Raw genomic sequence first — 18150 nt, 5'->3', positions numbered from 1 at the left:
TTATGGTAGATAATGAACGGTTTCTACTATTTTAGTGGCTTCTTACTATTATATGTTATTAAAACCATTATTAAATTGAAGAGGATGTTGACTTTAAGACATTAAAATATTAGAATTATCAGAAAATTAAAACTTATTAAGCATCATAGAAATGGGAGGAAATGATATGTCAGAAACGATGACAAGACCAGGTACCAAGGTGTCGGTTGGTACATTTTTGTATAACGTATTGAACGGGGTTGCATTTGCGATTATCGCAGGATTAGTACCGCATGCCGTTTTAGGGGAGATTTTAAAAGCCTTAGCACCGCATTTTAAATCAGCAGGGGTACTCTTACAAGTTGCGACAGCGATTCAATTTACAGTACCGATGTTAGTCGGCGCACTCGTTGCACACCGTTTTAAATTTACGCCACTTGGCATCGCGGTAGTCGCAGCTGCGTCATTTATCGGAAGTGGGGCAGCACAATTTAAAAATGGCGCATGGGTAATTACAGGAATTGGTGATTTGATCAATACGATGTTAGCCGCTTCAATCGCCTCACTATTAATCCTATTAATCGGCGAACGCTTCGGCAGCTTAAACTTAATTATTTTACCTACCTTTGTGGCAGTCATTACTGGCTTTATTACCTTACATACTTTGCCTTACGTTAAGTTAGTTACAACAGGAATTGGCCACATCATTAATACATTTACAGAAATGCAGCCAGTATTAATGTGTATGCTGATTGCGATTGCGTACAGTATGATCATCATTTCTCCGATTTCCACAGTTGCGACGTCAATGGCAATCGGTATCAGCGGTTTAGCAGCAGGTTCTGCTTCTATTGGAATTACAGCGGCTGAAGCAACATTAGTCTTCGGGACAATGAGTGTCAATCGTCTGGGTGTCCCAGCAACCATCTTACTAGGCGGCGTTAAAATGATGCTTCCAAATATGGTTAAATATCCAGTCATGTTAGTACCGATTACTGTTACAGCTGCGATTTCTGGTTTTGCATCTAGTTTCATCGGTATCGGCGGTACAAAAGAATCAGCCGGTTTCGGTATTATCGGTATGGTTGGACCAATCAATGCGTTCAGATTTATGCATGTGGATGATTTTTGGATGAAATTTATTTTAATTGGTATCGCATTCTTTGTGATTCCATTTACGGTTGCCTTTATCGCACACTTTGTTTTCATCAAAATCTTTAAACTTTATGACAAAGAAATCTTTAGATTCTTAGGGTGAATGGGGATTTCTGATAAAATATATCAGAAATTTAAAGTGCAGAGATTGCGCTTAAACGTTGTTGTACCACCCAATATTAAATTAAACACAATTCGAAGTGTAAAATTATAGCAAAAAAAGTCTTTTACTTAAGCAACAAATGTATTATATTAAAACAATACACATGAAAAGGTTTTCATCTAAATTGTCAGAATACTTATACAAACACTGACAACATGCATGATTTCACATCATAATATATACTTATCGAATTTGAGTTGTGATTTGAATACCCAACTTAATCGATACGGATAGGGCATAAATGTTATAATTAAATTTGTTGGCTATTTATAGAATGGCTACAACTATCTTAAGTATATCAACAACTGAAGAGATAACGGGGTTAAAACATATACGACTGCACGAGCTGATGTTTGTTTACAGCTTGTGCGGTCACATTATTAAACAAAGGAAAGAGCGTTTTCATAAACGCTTAGTATGACCTAACACAAAGGGGAGGCAAAACAATGGATTACCAAATCATCAGTGAACAAGCTATCTTAGTTCGCTTTGAACCACAGATTGCGCCTGAGACTTTCAAGAAAGTCCAACAACTCGTGGTTTATTTGGAACGCCAAGATCATGAAGCGATTAAAGAGATTGTACCGTCTTATCGTGCAGTAATGATTCACTTTAATGATCGAAAAATTCATGCGAAAGCATTAGTCGAAGCGTTGAAGCTTGATACACTCGATGTTAGTGATATTGAGACATCAGAGAGTTCTAAAGTGGTACGTATTCCAGTTATTTATGGAGGAAAATACGGACCAGATATTGAAGAAGTTGCACAGCTTAATGATTTAACAGTTGAAGAAGTAATTCAATTACATACAGAACCAACTTATTTAATATATATGCTAGGGTTTATGCCTGGCTTCCCATATCTTGGAGGATTAGATGAGCGTCTGTATACGCCTAGAAGAGATGAACCGAGAGTTCGCATTGATGCAGGTTCTGTCGGAATTGCGAAAAACCAAACCGGCTTATACCCGCAAGATTCACCAGGCGGCTGGCAAATCATCGGACGCACACCATTAGATGTGTTCGACTTGGATCGTGAACCAATGACACTTTATGAAGCAGGAGATCGTATTGAATTCTATCAGATTTCACAAGAGACGTATGATGACATCATTGCGCAAAAATATGAGCCTGATTTTGACATAGAAAGATGGGTGACTGTTCAAGATGAGCATTAGAATTATTAAACCAGGACTATTCACAACGATTCAAGATGAAGGACGCTTTGGTTATCAAAAAGAAGGATTCTCTAGCGCAGGCGCTTTAGATAGATATAGTTACCGTTTAGGTAAACAATTAATCGGTAATGAGGGTCCGGCGATTGAAGCAACAATTATTGGACCGACAATACAATTCTTAGAAGACAATTCTGTCGTTATTACAGGTGCAGAATTTAAAGCAACGTTAAACGGTGAACCTGTTTCACATCAAACGGTTGTACAAGTTTATAAAGGTGATGTACTCGCTTTAAATGCGGCAGTCAAAGGTGCCAGAGGTTACTTACTCTTTGGTCATCCGATTGATGTACCTGAAGTTGCAGACAGTTATGCGACACATACACGTACGAAAATGGGCGGTTTCCATGGACGCGCTTTAAGAAAAGATGACATGATTCCTGTTCATTATAATAATGACTATCGACGTCATGTCGGCTATACAAGCGATTTAGATTTAATACATGAAGGTACGGATGCGATCAGAGTTGTGGAAGGTCCGCAATTTGACAGCTTCCCTGATTCTAGTCATGAAGGCTTAGTGTCAGAACCTTTTGAGATTTCTGAACAATCGGATCGTATGGGCTTTCGTTTGAAAGGTGCTTCCATTCCGCCGACAGACAGTGCAGATATTATTTCTGAACCTGTGGCACTCGGCAGTGTACAAGTACCAAATGACGGCAACCCGATTGTATTGATGAACGATAAACAAACTGTCGGCGGCTATACTAAGATTGCGACAGTCTGCCAATCAGACTTAAGTATCTTAGCACAAAAGCAGCCAGGTCAAAAAGTAAACTTTGAATGGGTGACTGTTGAGGAAGCCATTCAACATTTAGAAGACTATAATAAAGGCTTTGAAGCTTCATTAGAAGCAATAGAAAAAGCACCGTTGTTTGACATGAGGGAAATGAGAACAACGTCAAAACGTATTAGCGAATTACTAGAGGGGGATAAATAGAGATGAAACTAGAAGAAATTAAAGATTTAATTAACTTAGTCAAAGAGAACAAGGTGAATAAGTTTAAATATAAAGATGAGGCACATGAAATTGAATTAGATTTCTCAACACCACAACAAGCACAACCCGCAACACAAATTCAAAATCAAGCGACTTCTAATCCAACGCCAGAAGCAGCGCAAGCATCACAAGGTGAAGAACAAGCATCTGGTGATACAGTGAATGCGCCAATGGTCGGTACATTCTTCTTACAAGATACGAAAGAATTAACTGAACCAGTTGTTAAAGTCGGCGACAAAGTGAAAAAAGGCGATGTTATCGGTTATATCGAAGCGATGAAAGTCATGAATGAAGTAACAAGTGAAGTAGACGGCGAAGTTACAGATATCTTAGTTGATCATGGCACAAATGTAGAATATGACCAAGCACTGATTGAAGTTAAGTAAAGGGGTGAGAAATTATCATGTATCGTTGTTTAATTGCGAATAGAGGAGAAATCGCAGTACGTATTATTCGTGCCTGTCGTGAAATGGGCATCGAGACAGTAGCCGTATATGCGAAAGGAGACGAAAAGAGTCTGCACGTCAGTCTTGCAGACCAAGCCATTTGTATTGGCGAAGCGAATCCGTTGGACAGCTATTTAAATATTAATCGTATTATTGCCGCAGCAGAGATTACAGGTGCCAATGCGATTCATCCAGGTTACGGCTTCTTATCAGAAAGCTCTAACTTTGCGCAAAAAGTAGAAGAAAATGACATCTACTTTATTGGACCAACCAAACGTACGATGGAAATGATGGGTGATAAAATCACAGCGCGTCAAACAGTTGACTCTGCAGATGTGCCGATTATCCCAGGTTCTATCGGTTCTGTTCATTCTGTTGATGAAATTAAAGAAATCGCGAATGATATCGGTTATCCTGTCGTATTAAAAGCCGCAAGCGGCGGTGGCGGTAAAGGTATCCGTATCGTGAAAGAACCAGAACACTTAGAAAAAGCGTTTAAAGAAGCACAAAGTGAAGGTAAAAAATATTTCGACGATGATCGTATCTATGTCGAAGCATTTATTCCTGTTGCGAAGCACGTAGAAGTTCAAGTGATCGGTGATGGCAAAAACAATTATGTACATCTTGGTGAACGTGATTGTTCTGTACAACGTAAAAACCAAAAACTGATTGAAGAATCACCATGTGCAGCATTATCAGATGAAAAGCGTCAAAAGATTTGTGAAGATGCGGTTAAAGTAGCGAAAGCATCAAATTACCGCAGTGCAGGAACGATTGAGTTCCTAGTTACAGAAGATGCCTATTACTTCATCGAAATGAATGCGCGTATCCAAGTTGAACATACTGTTACAGAAATGCGCGCAGACAGAGATTTATTACAAGCACAACTTTATTTAATGCAACATGGGGAATTGCCGTTCACTCAAGAAGATATTCACTTCTCTGGCCACGTGATTGAAGCACGTATCAACGCAGAGAACCCAGAACGTAAATTCCAACCTTCACCAGGTAAAGTTAAAGCTTTACATTTACCGCAAGGTTTCAATGTGCGTGTGGATTCATTATTGTATCCTGGTTATGTTGTATCACCTTATTATGATTCACTTGTGGCTAAAGTGATTGTTAAAGGTGCAAATCGTACGCATGCGATTAACAAATTAAAAGCAACGCTTGATGAAATGGTCATTGACGGTTTCTCAACAACTGCTGATTTCTTATACGCGGTATTATCTTATCCTGCATACGCAGAAGGTGATGCAAGAGATGTTGATATCAAATTCTTAGACCATCATCAAATTACTAAGGGGGCTGCTTTAACATGAAAATAGATTTGAATTGTGATTTAGGCGAAGCATTTGGTAATTATTCATTCGGCGGAGACCATCAAATCATTCCTTTGATTACTTCTGCAAACATTGCATGTGGTTTCCATGCGGGTGATGAAAATGTGATGTATGAAACTGTGAAACTTGCGAAAGAACATGGCGTGGGTATCGGTGCACATCCAGGGTTCAATGATCTTCAAGGCTTTGGACGCCGCAACATGGATTTATCACCTGATGAGATTTATGCATTAGTGGCATACCAAATTGGTGCTTTATCAGCATTTTGCCGTATTCACGATGTCAAAATCAATCATGTTAAACCACATGGTGCCTTATATAACATGGGTGCGCGTGACAAAGATATTGCACACGCGATTGCACAAGCAGTATATGACGTGGACCCATCACTTATTTTAGTGGGCTTATCTAATACATTACTTGTATCAGAAGCTGAAGCAATTGGTTTGAAAGCAGCAAATGAAGTGTTCGCAGACAGACGTTATGAAGAAAATGGCCAATTAGTCAGCCGTAAAGAATCAGACGCTGTCTTAACGGATACAGATGAAGCAATCGAACAGGTTGTGAAGATGGTAAAAGAAAACAAAGTCATTGCGAAAACTGGTAAAGAAATTGAGCTTAAAGCAGATACAATTTGTGTGCATGGCGATGGTGCGCATGCATTGGAATTCGTGTCGAAAATCAGAGAACGACTAACGAAAGAAGGTATTTCGATAACGAAATTAGGGGGTTAATCAATGGGAGATAACAAACAAAATAAAACGGAGTTCCAGTTCACTAAGGAGCATAAGAGACTGTTATTAGGGTCAGTCTTCTTAATGGCAACTTCAGCGATTGGGCCGGCATTCTTAACACAAACAGCAGTATTCACACAACAATTCGCCGCAAGTTTTGCGTTTGCGATTTTACTATCAATCATTATTGATATCGGTGCGCAAATCAATATTTGGCGTGTCTTAGTTGTGACAGGTTTACGTGGTCAAGAAATCGCGAATAAAATGGTTAAAGGATTAGGGACCTTCATTTCCATTTTAGTTGCGATTGGCGGTCTGGCATTCAATATTGGTAACGTCGCAGGGGCTGGTTTAGGTTTAAATGCGATTTTCGGTATTGATGTTAAATGGGGTGCCGCAATTACAGCCATTTTAGCGATTGGCGTATTCATCAGTAAGAGCGGTCAAAAAGTGATGGACTTCGTAACGATGATCTTAGGGGTATTAATGATTGGTATTACAGCGTACGTGATGGTGGCATCTAATCCGCCATACTTAGAAGCTGCAGAAAAAATGGTGTTACCTGAACATCCAGGTGCATTAGTATTACCGATTATCACATTAATCGGTGGTACTGTAGGTGGTTATATCACATTCGCAGGTGCACACAGAATCTTAGATTCAGGTATCAAAGGGAAAGAATATCTTCCGTTTGTTAACCAATCAGCGATTGCTGGGATCTTAACAACAGGTGTAATGCGTGGTTTATTATTCTTAGCTGTATTAGGTGTTGTTGTGACAGGTGTTACATTAAATCCTGACAACCCGCCAGCATCAGTATTCGAACATGCATTAGGACCAATTGGTAAGAATATCTTTGGTATCGTATTATTCGCAGCAGCATTATCATCAGTAATCGGCTCAGCGTATACAAGTGCGACATTCTTGAAAACGTTAAGCAAGTCATTGATGAAACGCAGTAATATCATTGTGATTGTATTCATCGTTGTTTCAACAATTACATTCTTATTAATCGGTAAACCAATTAAATTATTAATCATCGCAGGTGCGTTGAACGGTTTAATCTTACCGATTACATTAGGTGTTATTTTAATCGCAAGTAAGAAGAAATCGATTGTCGGCGACTACAAACATCCAACTTGGATGTTAATGTTCGGTGTTTTAGCCGTACTTGTCACAATCGTAACAGGATTCTTATCATTCCAAGGTTTAGCGGATTTATGGAATTCTTAATTTAAAGCATATTATAAAGACACACGGGCAATTTGCTCGTGTGTCTTTTTGAGTGCGTTGTGCTTATGAGGCACAAACGCTTGTAGTATACCTAATGATTAAATTCGGCAGGTACACACATTGTTTATTGTTGATATAAAGCTATATATTTATATGACATTAAACGTTATACTATACCTAATCAGATAGATAAAAGAAACGCGTTATACCCAAATAAATAGCTTTATCATTTTGGAAAGGATGATTGACATGACAACAGAAGCGGTAATCGGCATCGATTTAGGAACGAGCGCAATTAAACTCATTGCGGTCGATCGCTTAGGCAATGTACTTGGCACTCAAAGTGAACCGCTCAAGCTTTACCAAGACTATCCAGGTTATTCAGAACAAGCACCAGAAGAATGGGTGACAGCCGCGATACAAGGGCTGCACCATTTATTAGCACAAACAACTTTAACAGATGTTTCAATTGAAGGTCTTTCATTTTCAGGTCAGATGCATGGATTGGTGATTATAGACCCAGCAGGCCAACCATTAAGACGCGCAATACTATGGAATGATACACGTACTACACCGCAATGTGAACAAATTAAAGCGAAGTATGGGGATCAAGTGTTAGGCAATCCTGTCGTAGAAGGCTTTACTTTAACGAAGCTATTATGGGTTCAACAACATGAACCAGAATTGTTTAATCAAATTGATACCTTTATGTTGCCGAAAGACTATTTACGTTATGCATTAACAGGGGCATTACATACAGAGTATTCCGATTCAGCCGCAACGATGTTGTTGAATCCACAAACCAAGTCATGGGATAAAGAAATAGGGGCTTCTTTCGATATCCCTGATCATATCTATCCTGAATTAGTAGAATCGCACGCACAAGTTGGCGTATTAAAAGCAGAACTTCAACAACAATTGTCTCTTAATAAACCTGTACCTGTCTTTGCGGGCGGGGCAGATAATGCATGTGCGGCACTTGGCTCAGGTGTGATTCGTCCTAACGATGCGATATGCAGTATTGGGACATCAGGGGTGTTATTAATATGCGAACCTGTTGGAGAATCAGAAGGTTATGGTCATAAAATTCACCTAATGAACCATGCGGTTTCAGGGGTGAATTATTTAATGGGTGTGACTTTAAGTGCAGGCTATAGTTTGAGCTGGTTTAAACGTGAATTCTATCCTGAAGATGACTTTACGACTTTAATGCATGACGCTGAAGCCTCTCAAATTGGTGCACATGGCTTAATATTTACACCTTATTTAGTTGGTGAACGTACACCGCATGGCGACGCTTCTATCCGCGGCAGTTTTATCGGTATTACAGGCAATCATACACGCGGCGACTTTGGTCGTGCAGTGGTTGAAGGCATTACGTATTCGTTATATGATTCCCTAGTATATTTAAGAAGTATCGGACGTGATGTCACGAAGATTGTGTCTACAGGCGGAGGTGCTAAGAGCGACTTCTGGCTGCAACTTCAAGCTGATGTGTTCAACACTGAAATTTATAAGTTGAAACATGAAGAAGGGCCAAGTATGGGGGCAGCGATGTTAGCGGCCTATAGTCTAGGCTGGTATGATTCATTGAAAGCTTGTGCCGACGCATTTATTCATTATGCGAAAGTATTCCAACCCGATTCAAAACGTCATCAAGCCTATGAAGCCTATTTCGAAATTTACCAACAAGCGTATCAAGCGACGCGTGATATTACACGTGACTTGTTAGCACTTCAAAAGTAAATCAAATAAATCCCCTGAGTACACAATATGCACCTCAGGGGATTTATTTACATCGTAGGTTTTAGTTTATTTACCATTTTTCTCTAAGTAGTAACCAATCCAAGCACCAAGTGGTAAACCAACAATCGGTGTTGTAATCGCACTTAACACAATCGCTGAAACAATCATGATAATACCGTTTTTAGAACCGAAACGCATGTGTTTGATAGTTTCAATCACGTCTTGAACATATTCTTTAATTGACATAGGATGACCTCCTTTAGAATTGTTGCTTACTTAATTTCAGTTTAAATATAACATTTTTGAATGAAAAAGCGTACGAATATGATTTGTACGAATACGATTATATGTACTTTGATAGGAAAGGGGGCTAAAAGATGCAGTATGAATACTTAAAAGAAGAGACAGAACGTTTAGAAATCAGACCGATGACGATAGAGGATTATGACCCATGGGTCACAGGTTATGCGGGAAGGGCGTTGCCGAAAAGTCCTTTTGACGAAGGGTGTTTAGCATTGCCTGATGATTCTAAAACATATTTTCAGCGGCTTATCAAACAACAACAAGCACTGATACAATCTGATGATACTTATGTCTTTGGAGTCTTTCGTCAATCTGATGGAGTACATATCGGGAATTTCAATTTAGTGACACTAGCACGTCAACATTTTCAGTGGGCTGAATGTGGTTATGCGCTACATAATCAATTTTGGCGTCAAGGTTATGCGTATGAGGCTTTGACCGCATTATTAAAAATTGCGAAGCGGTTAAAATACCATCGGGTAGAAGCCCATGTTCATCCAGGGAATCAGGCTTCAATAGGCTTATTAGAGAAGTGCGGCTTTACTTATGAATGTACGAGAGAACAATTTATGTTTGAAGATGGTGCATGGGCAGATCGGCTGATTTACTTTATCAACTTGAATGATACACCGCCGCTTCACCCCTCCCTCTAACTTTACAAAAATTTAAAAAACAATTCTATAGATTTTCGCTATAATAAAAATAAGCGTATAAAAGAGAAAACACGATAAAGGAGGCATGCATCATCATGAAAGGCAGATTACTCGTCTCATCAGATATTCATGGACATAAAGAAGCACTCGCAACCTTACTTGCTTATGTAGATTATAATCCTAAACGTGATCAGCTGGTTTTGCTAGGGGATTATGTCAATCATGGACCTGATTCTGATGGGACACTTAAAATGGTACAAAAGTTACATCGTGAAGGGGCGATTGTATTATTAGGCAATCATGATGTACGCTGGATGAAATCAAAAGAAAAGGATAAACGCAAATGGAAAGCGGTGCTAAAACAATTTGACAGTATGGCACATATTGGAGATTACTTGTTTGTGCATGCAGGGGTTAATCCTAAGAAGTGTTTATCCAAACAAAAATTAAAAGAAGTTTCAGGGTTTGAACCTCCTGAAAAATTATCACGTAAAATAAAAGGAAAATGTGTCGTCCATGGGCATGTGCCGACGAAGCGTCTTGGTGTGAAACAACATCGCATTCATGTGGCAGATCACACGATTGATATCGATACAGGCGCAGGACATGGTAAACGCTTATCTTTAGTAGATTTAACACATCAACACGTCTGTGCGGTAGAAGTCCGTCGACTGAAGAAAATTTATGAATACAGTTATGCATAAAAATAAACCTAAAGGTTGCAGGCCTTTAGGTTTGTTTTTATTTCAGCTCTTTTAAAACATCTATTGATTTCGATGCCTTCAGCTTATATTTAATCTGTTTCTTGATCCGTTTTCTTAAACACGTTAAAGCCAACCACATTAAACGCTATAAGCAGAACTATGAAGATAATCGCATCTGTCGTGGCAGCTTGTTGACTTTGCAGGTTACCAAACAAGGCTAGGGTAATTAGACTCGGCAACGTAATGACTAAAGTAGTCATTAAAAGTATCCATGATTTTTTAAGTCCAGTTACGAATAAAATGATAACGGAAATGACACAACCTATTATCACATTTGTGCGACTGGAGAATGTCATAAATGTATAAATAGGATAGTGAGATGTGAAGTACACATTTGCGACGAAAAGTCCCATGATTATGATAGCGAAGCAGAAACAAGCAACATAAAGTTTAATGGGCGTTTTGTCCGCAGCCAGTATGTCATACCCCCATTTAATCACAATCATTTTAATGAACTTCCAAGCTATAAAGCCAATCAAGAGCACCGTAGCTAAATAAATCAAAAGCCCTATAGTTAAGGCAAATGTTCCATTAAAAAATTTCGGAAGTAGTGTAAATATCAATATAATAGCTATTGTTTTGATTAAAAAGCGCAGCCACTTTTGGTCATACGGGACTTCTTGTGAAATATTGTTAATATATGCTTCTACAGAATGGTCGGTAATATTTGATGTGGAATGGCCATTTGCATGTGCTTCATGGAAATGGTCGCGCAATTCTTCTTCGATTTCATCAATCGATCCCTCATCTTTTCCTCTTTCTAATAACGTCATACGCAGTTTGAGTAAAAATGTTTCTTCTCTTTGGTTTAACATTCTTCTTCACTCCCTAATAGGTTATTCATGCCTTGGTTTAACGCATGCCACTTTTGTTTAAAATGATTTAATTCTAATTGGCCTTCATCGGTGAGGGTATAGTACTTACGCTTAGGACCGCCAGAAACTGATTTTCGTGTTTCACTTTTGATATAGCCTTTCTTGTTTAGGCGCAGTAATACAGGATAGATACTGCCATCACTGATTTCTGGAAACTGCTGTGCGTTAAGTTTCTCTAAGATTTCATAGCCGTAGGTTTCTCCTTGCGCAATTAAAGCTAAAATAGCCCCGTCCAGTAAACCTTTCATCATTTGATTCGAAATTGTCATTGCCTTCACCTCTTTACACCAAACCAAAACTAACTATCTTATAATGTAAGATAGTCTAATTTTTTGTGTTTGTCAACTATCTTATAATAAAAGATAGTGGGACAAAAAAAGACATATATCCAATAGTAGGACATATGTCTGAGATTGTTTTATTTATGATGAGTGGTGTTGTTGATGTTTTTTCATTTCTTTAGGCATTGCGTGGCCGCAACCTTTGTTGATGTCACATGCTGCACATTTGCCTTGTTTAGATTTTTTGAAGAAGCGGACAATCGTAAAAGCCGCATATCCAAATATCAATAAGAAGATGACAAGATTAATGAGTAATGTCATATAAAATTCCTCCTAGAAAAAGAGTTGGCTTGTTTGGTAGAACACAAATGCGAGGATATAGGCAATCGCAATCGGATAAAGCGTTGCGATGATTGTCCATTTCCAAGACACTGTTTCTTTTCTGATGGCTGCGACAGTTGATAAACATGGAATGTACAATAAGATAAATAACATAAACGCATAGGCTGAAGCGGGTGTGAAATGACTTGCGATCATATTCGTCAAACCTTGACTGTCTACTGCGTAAATAATTGCCATTGCGCTGACTACGACTTCTTTAGCTAAGAAACCAGGAATTAATGTTGCGCCAGTTTGCCATGAGCTGAAGCCTAATGGAATGAGTAATGGCGCAATCGCTGCACCAATCAAGTGTAAGAAACTATGTTCGACATCAACGCCAAAGCCAGTTGGACCTGCATAGTTTAATAACCAAATGACAACTGATCCACCAAAGATAAAGGTACCTGCTTTTTTCACAAAGCCTTTCGCTTTTTCCCATGTACTACGCCATAATGTTTTCGCTGATGGTAAACGATACGGAGGTAATTCAATCACAAAGACTGAGTTTTCCTTTTTCAATATCGTTTTAGTCATCACAAAGCTGACGATTAAAGCAACGACAATCCCAATCACATATAAGCTTAGCACGACGAGTGCTTGATGTGTTTGGAAGAATACGCCTACAAACAAAGCATAGACCGGTAAACGTGCGGAACATGACATGAATGGTGTGATTAAAATCGTTGTTAAACGCTCTTTTTCTTGTTCGATTGAACGTGTTGCCATAACACCAGGAACGTTACAGCCAAAGCCAATAATCATCGGAATAAATGACTTACCGTTTAAGCCTAGACCTTCCATGACTTTATCCATAATTAAAGCAATACGTGCCATATAACCTGAATCTTCTAATACTGAAATAAAGAAGAATAAAATTAAAATTTGCGGTACGAAGACAAGTACTGCCCCGACACCAGCGATAATCCCATCGGTAATCAAATCTTTCATGAATGGGAAGAGCCCAATCGCATCCATAGCTTGGTTGACCCAATCTGTAAAGGTACCGCCGATAAATTCATCTAGTTTATCAGACAGCGGTGTCCCGATCCAAGAGAAGGTGGCTTGGAAAATCAGCCACATAATGCCTAAGAAAATAGGAATACCGAAAATTTTATTCGTTAAGATTTTATCAATACGGTCAGTTAAGTATTGTTTCTTCTTATCTGGATGTGTAATAACGTCTTCGATCAGTGTGTCGATAAATTCAGTACGTGAACGACGCATGCTGTCAACAATGGAAATCTCCAGCTGTTCAGCTAAATGATTGCGAATCTGACGTAAATCTTCATGATGATGTGCACCGATATAATGTTCGATGGCTGGGTTGCCCAGTAAGTATTGGACTGCGATAAAACGATGACGTTTCTCTGGTAGTTCTAAGTGATGTTTTAAATAATGTTGGATGTCAGATAAAGCTTGTTCGACTTTATGTTCATATGGAATTTTCAATGGTTGTGAGGTAGATAATGTTTCTTCTTTTAATAATTCTAAAATACTGTCGATCCCTTGACCGCTTCTCGCCACAATCGGCAAGATCGGCAGCTTCAAACGACGCATCAATAAATTACGATTAATGAGAATACCGCGCTTTTGTGCGACGTCTCCCATATTTAAACAAAGTAATAACGGTGCCCCGAATTCCATTAATTGTGTCGTTAATAATAAGTTACGTTTCAACTGTACCGTATCAACGATATTGATGATTTTTGAAAACTCATCATGTAATAAATAGTCTGTTACAACGGATTCATCTTTAGAAATTGGTAAGAGGTCATAAATACCTGGTAAATCGACCAGATCACCTTGCTTATCTGATAAGATACCGACTTTCTTTTCAACCGTTACACCGCTCCAGTTGCCGACATATTCATAAGAACCTGTCAGGGCATTAAACAGTGTCGTTTTGCCGACATTCGGATTGCCGACAATACAATACGTATTAGCCATTTGCTTGCTCCAAAGTGATTTTACATGCATCACAATGTCTGATACCGATACATTGTCCGTCCATTTCTAATGTGCATGGACCTTTCATAAAGAATTTTTGACGTACTTTAATTTTGCTTCCGACTGTAAAACCAAGTGCGCTTAGGCGATGTGCAAGCATTGTGTTATCGAAGTTCATGTTGATGATTTTATATGTTAACCCTTTTTCAGCGTTTGTTGCGTCTACCATAATGGGACACCTCTCTCATATCTTACTAATTGATAACTATTATCATTGATATTTTACACTAAGATGAAGTCAACTACAATATAAAGTTTAAAAGTTATTTTGAACTTTATTTGAACAGTGTCACATTTTTTGTTTTCAAATAACAATATAGGGGAGAAAGTATGAACCTTTTCAAAATTTAGATAATGGGCGCTTATGTCTATTGCCTTTTGAGATTGTTGTATATTATAATCAATCTTGTTAAGAAACAATTTGCTATACTTGTATGTATAAGATTTATTTTTGATTTTGAGCAAAAATTATGGTGCATTCCTTTAATCCTCATCTTAGAAAGTCTCCATATCTCAACGCAAGAAGAAGTGATGCCTATAAAAGCAGGCAGTCGCTTAAACATACTCACTACGACACCATCTGCGCGTCATCTTGTAAGATGATGTATTTTCTTCATTTTAGGTACGCAAATTTAAATTCACGCATGTTCGTCAAACCTTTACTTATGTTAGAACAATTAATGCAAGACGCATTAAATATTAAGCGAATGTGAAAGTGCGATTGTTTTTCTTTGGATTTATTGTGTATTTTGTTGTTTTGGTCGTTAATTGCGATTTAAGAATGTTAATTACATGTAAAACTTATGCAACAATTCAATTAATACGAATTAATTTATTTTGTTTTCCTTTATAATGGTTATCAAACAGTCGGAATTTGTTGTGTAAGTTAAAATAACTTTAACCTTTCTGACATGTATCATTCAATTTCCGCATTACGGAGGTAACGAAGCAATATGGAAGAAAATAATAGTTTTGATTTTTCAAACGTATGGAGGATAATCAAGCGTCACTTAAAGTGGTTGATTATTTTTCCCATTGCAGGTCTGATTTTAGCCGTGCTCCTTACAGCATTGGTAGCGCAACCGAAATACGAAGCAACTTCACAAGTCTTGATTGAGAAAAGTAAAAAAGGCGATTTGACTATGGCTGAAAAGTATCAAGCTGATTCTCAAATTGTAGCTACATATACAGATATTGCGAAAAGTCCGCGTGTATTAGGTAAAGTCGCTAAAGAAATAGGGAACGATGAGGATGCGAAATCCATTACTGAGAAGGTAGAAGTGAATAACCAACCTAATTCTCAAGTATTGAACTTTACCGCAACCGCAAACAGCGAGAAAGATGCTGAGAAAATCGCAGATACTGCTGCTGAAGTATTAAAAGAGGAAGTAGATAAATTATCACCAGATGGCGGTATTGAAGTCCTTTCTAAATCAAAAGATGATGTGAAAGAAGTTTCATCAAGCATCGGTAAAAATGCAGTGGTTGGTTTTGCCGCAGGTCTTATTATCGCAATTGTTTTAATCTTAATCCGAGAATTCTTAAATCAATCAAAAAGTTCTTCAAAACCAAATACACATCAGACACAACATACACAACAACGTAGACGTACAAAACGAGAAGATTTAACACAAGATGACTTTGAACGCTAAGACAAGCGTCAGTCTTGCAACGAGAATCTGAGAGGAACAACGGGTTGGGACAGATAAGTTTCCCAACCTTTTCCATTTCATTCAGACATCACATAAATATGACACCGAGAATAAACAGAGATCAATTAATTGAGGTGAAATAAAGTGTCAAAAATTTCCGCAAGGCAGCAGCGACTCATCCTATTGTTGTTTATTGATTCAATCATAGTTGCTTTTTCTGTCTTTTTGAGTTATTTAATTCTTGAACCGTATTTCCGCGGTTATTCTTTATCATTGTTAATTCTATCATCACTGGTATTACTGTTTTCACATCATATCTTTGCCAGTGTATTCAACTTATATCATCGTGCTTGGGAATATGCCAGTGTGAATGAAATGCTGGTCATTGTTAAATCCGTCACATGTTCGATGGCTCTGACGGTTTTAATTGTACCGTTCTTTACACATGAAGGACCGTTCTTACGTTTATACTTCATCACATGGATGATGCATGTCTTATTAATCGGAGGTTCACGTTTATCATGGCGTTTATATAGAAGAACGTTAGTCCGTAAAGGTGTTAAACGTAAGAATACATTAGTCATTGGTGCTGGTGAAGGCGGTTCAATGCTGATTAACCAAATGTTGAAACGTCCTAACATGGGCATGGAACCTGTGGTTGTCGTGGATGATGATCCAAAGAAACAGAAATTGACCATTACTGAAGGGGTTAAAGTTCAAGGGACAATTGAAGATATTCCTAATTTAGTAAATAAATACCGCATTAAAAATATCATTATCGCTATTCCTACATTAACGCAACAGCGTTTAAGAGAAATTAATGATATTTGTGAAAAGACACAAGCCAATGTATTGAAAATGCCGAATATTGAAGAGGTTATGTCTGGTCAGCTAGAAGTCAGCCAGTTGAAGAAAGTTGAAGTGGAAGACTTATTAGGTCGTGATCCTGTTGAGTTGGATATGGAAATGATTTCGAAGGAACTGACACACCAAACGATTATGGTCACAGGTGCCGGCGGTTCAATCGGTTCAGAAATTTGTCGTCAGGTTTGTCGTTTCGCACCTGCACGTATTATCTTGTTAGGGCATGGTGAAAACAGTATTTACTTAATTCATCAAGAACTACAAAAACAATATGGCGATCAAATTGATATTGTTCCAGTGATTGCGGATATTCAAGACCGTTCACGTCTGTTTAAAATCGTCAATCATTATCAACCGTATGTGATTTATCATGCGGCGGCACATAAACATGTACCGATGATGGAATATAACCCAAGTGAAGCGATTAAGAATAATGTCATTGGTACGAAGAACGTGGCTGAAGCTGCACGTGAAGCACGCGTCGCAAAATTCGTTATGATTTCTACGGATAAAGCAGTTAATCCGCCGAACGTGATGGGTGCGTCTAAACGTGCCGCAGAAATGATTGTACAAAGTATGAATGAAGAAAACAGTTATACGAACTTTGTGGCGGTTCGTTTCGGTAACGTATTAGGTTCACGTGGTTCTGTTATTCCGTTATTCAAGAAACAAATTGAAGCGGGCGGACCGATTACCGTGACACATCCTGAGATTACACGTTACTTTATGACGATTCCTGAAGCAGCGCGTTTGGTACTACAAGCCGGAGCCATCGCGGATGGCGGTGAAGTCTTTGTCTTAGATATGGGCGAACCGGTTAAGATTGTGGACCTTGCGAAAAACTTAATTCGCTTAAGCGGCTATAAAGATGGTGACATTGAAATCAAATTTACAGGACTTCGACCAGGTGAGAAGCTGTATGAAGAATTGCTGGATGAAGATGAAATCCATCCAGAACAAGTTTACGAAAAAATCTACCGTGGTAAGGTAGAAGAAATGAAAAATGAAGATGTCTTACGTATTCTAGATGAGATTATTCACAGTAAAGACTATAAACAAAAATTAATTGATCTTGCGAATCATCGCTATGATATTAACAATAAATCAGAGAAAGAGGATGAGGGGAACACAGATATCCCGCCCTTTCGTCTAATTAAATAACACCTCACAAAAGCATCTGATGACAATCAGGTGCTTTTGTTAAAAGTTGACTATTAATAGATAAAACTCTAATATTATCAGTGATGTAAACGTTACAAATTGTGATAAATCACAATTTAAATACAACGAGCTGAATGTTTTGAATGTGGCTGTTTAAAGGAAAAGATAAGTTATA

The 18150-nt window shown here is 38.3% G+C and carries 18 protein-coding genes; 12 read left to right on the top strand and 6 right to left on the bottom strand.

Annotation, left to right across the window (positions count from 1 at the left end):
- The first annotated feature begins 166 nt into the window (after window positions 1-166).
- The 8 genes from ACFCT9_RS08015 (at window position 167) to xylB (ending at window position 9034) form a co-directional block, all read left to right on the top strand.
- The gene (locus ACFCT9_RS08015; protein WP_412518405.1) at window positions 167-1237 is read left to right on the top strand and encodes a PTS transporter subunit IIC; all 1071 of its coding nucleotides are present in this window, start codon (window positions 167-169) and stop codon (window positions 1235-1237) included.
- 506 nt (window positions 1238-1743) lie between these two features.
- Window positions 1744-2475, top strand: coding sequence for a 5-oxoprolinase subunit PxpB (pxpB, locus tag ACFCT9_RS08010; RefSeq protein WP_412518403.1), 732 nt, complete (start codon window positions 1744-1746; stop codon window positions 2473-2475).
- A complete protein-coding gene (locus ACFCT9_RS08005) occupies window positions 2465-3472 on the top strand; it encodes a biotin-dependent carboxyltransferase family protein (RefSeq protein WP_412518401.1) in 1008 nt (335 codons plus the stop codon). Before pxpB ends, ACFCT9_RS08005 begins: the two co-directional genes overlap by 11 nt.
- Before the next feature lie 2 nt (window positions 3473-3474).
- Window positions 3475-3918 (top strand): acetyl-CoA carboxylase biotin carboxyl carrier protein, encoded by a 444-nt coding sequence (gene accB / locus ACFCT9_RS08000; RefSeq protein WP_412518399.1) that lies wholly within the window; start codon window positions 3475-3477, stop codon window positions 3916-3918.
- Between the two features lie 17 nt (window positions 3919-3935).
- Window positions 3936-5300 carry an acetyl/propionyl/methylcrotonyl-CoA carboxylase subunit alpha gene (locus tag ACFCT9_RS07995; protein ID WP_412518398.1) on the top strand — a complete coding sequence of 455 codons (1365 nt, stop codon included), beginning with the start codon at window positions 3936-3938 and terminating at the stop codon, window positions 5298-5300.
- A complete protein-coding gene (gene pxpA / locus ACFCT9_RS07990) occupies window positions 5297-6055 on the top strand; it encodes a 5-oxoprolinase subunit PxpA (protein ID WP_412518396.1) in 759 nt (252 codons plus the stop codon). Before ACFCT9_RS07995 ends, pxpA begins: the two co-directional genes overlap by 4 nt.
- Before the next feature lie 3 nt (window positions 6056-6058).
- Window positions 6059-7288, top strand: coding sequence for an NRAMP family divalent metal transporter (locus tag ACFCT9_RS07985; RefSeq protein WP_412518394.1), 1230 nt, complete (start codon window positions 6059-6061; stop codon window positions 7286-7288).
- Between the two features lie 249 nt (window positions 7289-7537).
- Window positions 7538-9034, top strand: a complete 1497-nt coding sequence (gene xylB, locus ACFCT9_RS07980) for a xylulokinase (RefSeq protein WP_412518392.1) — start codon at window positions 7538-7540, stop codon at window positions 9032-9034.
- 66 nt (window positions 9035-9100) lie between these two features.
- Here xylB and ACFCT9_RS07975 read toward each other — a convergent pair whose 3' ends face one another.
- Window positions 9101-9280, bottom strand: a complete 180-nt coding sequence (locus tag ACFCT9_RS07975; protein WP_412518390.1) for a VraH family peptide resistance protein — start codon at window positions 9278-9280, stop codon at window positions 9101-9103.
- Between the two features lie 131 nt (window positions 9281-9411).
- On the opposite strand from ACFCT9_RS07975, the gene ACFCT9_RS07970 reads away from it, so the two are divergent.
- Both ACFCT9_RS07970 and ACFCT9_RS07965 read left to right on the top strand, forming a co-directional pair.
- Window positions 9412-9990 (top strand): GNAT family N-acetyltransferase, encoded by a 579-nt coding sequence (locus ACFCT9_RS07970; RefSeq protein WP_412518388.1) that lies wholly within the window; start codon window positions 9412-9414, stop codon window positions 9988-9990.
- Window positions 9991-10085: 95 nt separating this feature from the next.
- The gene (locus ACFCT9_RS07965; RefSeq protein WP_412518386.1) at window positions 10086-10694 is read left to right on the top strand and encodes a metallophosphoesterase; all 609 of its coding nucleotides are present in this window, start codon (window positions 10086-10088) and stop codon (window positions 10692-10694) included.
- Between the two features lie 89 nt (window positions 10695-10783).
- Here the strand turns inward: ACFCT9_RS07965 and ACFCT9_RS07960 are convergent, their stop codons facing one another.
- The 5 genes from ACFCT9_RS07960 to ACFCT9_RS07940 all read right to left on the bottom strand — a co-directional run bounded on the left by ACFCT9_RS07960 (window position 10784) and on the right by ACFCT9_RS07940 (window position 14467).
- The gene (locus ACFCT9_RS07960) at window positions 10784-11569 is read right to left on the bottom strand and encodes a hypothetical protein (protein ID WP_412518385.1); all 786 of its coding nucleotides are present in this window, start codon (window positions 11567-11569) and stop codon (window positions 10784-10786) included.
- Window positions 11563-11898 carry a PadR family transcriptional regulator gene (locus tag ACFCT9_RS07955; protein ID WP_412518383.1) on the bottom strand — a complete coding sequence of 112 codons (336 nt, stop codon included), beginning with the start codon at window positions 11896-11898 and terminating at the stop codon, window positions 11563-11565. Before ACFCT9_RS07955 ends, ACFCT9_RS07960 begins: the two co-directional genes overlap by 7 nt.
- A 153-nt stretch (window positions 11899-12051) precedes the next feature.
- A complete protein-coding gene (locus ACFCT9_RS07950) occupies window positions 12052-12231 on the bottom strand; it encodes a FeoB-associated Cys-rich membrane protein (RefSeq protein WP_412518382.1) in 180 nt (59 codons plus the stop codon).
- 12 nt (window positions 12232-12243) lie between these two features.
- Entirely contained in the window at window positions 12244-14238 is a 1995-nt protein-coding gene (gene feoB / locus ACFCT9_RS07945) for a ferrous iron transport protein B (protein ID WP_412518381.1), read from the bottom strand.
- Window positions 14231-14467, bottom strand: coding sequence for a FeoA family protein (locus ACFCT9_RS07940; protein ID WP_412518379.1), 237 nt, complete (start codon window positions 14465-14467; stop codon window positions 14231-14233). Before ACFCT9_RS07940 ends, feoB begins: the two co-directional genes overlap by 8 nt.
- Window positions 14468-15251: 784 nt before the next feature.
- Here ACFCT9_RS07940 and ACFCT9_RS07935 point away from each other — a divergent pair.
- On the top strand, window positions 15252-15950 hold the full coding sequence (locus tag ACFCT9_RS07935) for a YveK family protein (protein ID WP_412518378.1): 699 nt from the start codon (window positions 15252-15254) through the stop codon (window positions 15948-15950).
- A gap of 144 nt (window positions 15951-16094) precedes the next feature.
- The gene (locus ACFCT9_RS07930; RefSeq protein ID WP_412518377.1) at window positions 16095-17975 is read left to right on the top strand and encodes a polysaccharide biosynthesis protein; all 1881 of its coding nucleotides are present in this window, start codon (window positions 16095-16097) and stop codon (window positions 17973-17975) included.
- Window positions 17976-18150 lie beyond the last annotated feature (175 nt).

The sequence above is a fragment of the Staphylococcus simulans genome, assembly GCF_047037175.1.
GTDB classification, from domain to species: Bacteria; Bacillota; Bacilli; order Staphylococcales; family Staphylococcaceae; genus Staphylococcus; species Staphylococcus simulans_C.
Note: the sequence above shows the minus strand (reverse complement) of the source record. Positions and strands in the feature narration are given on the sequence as shown.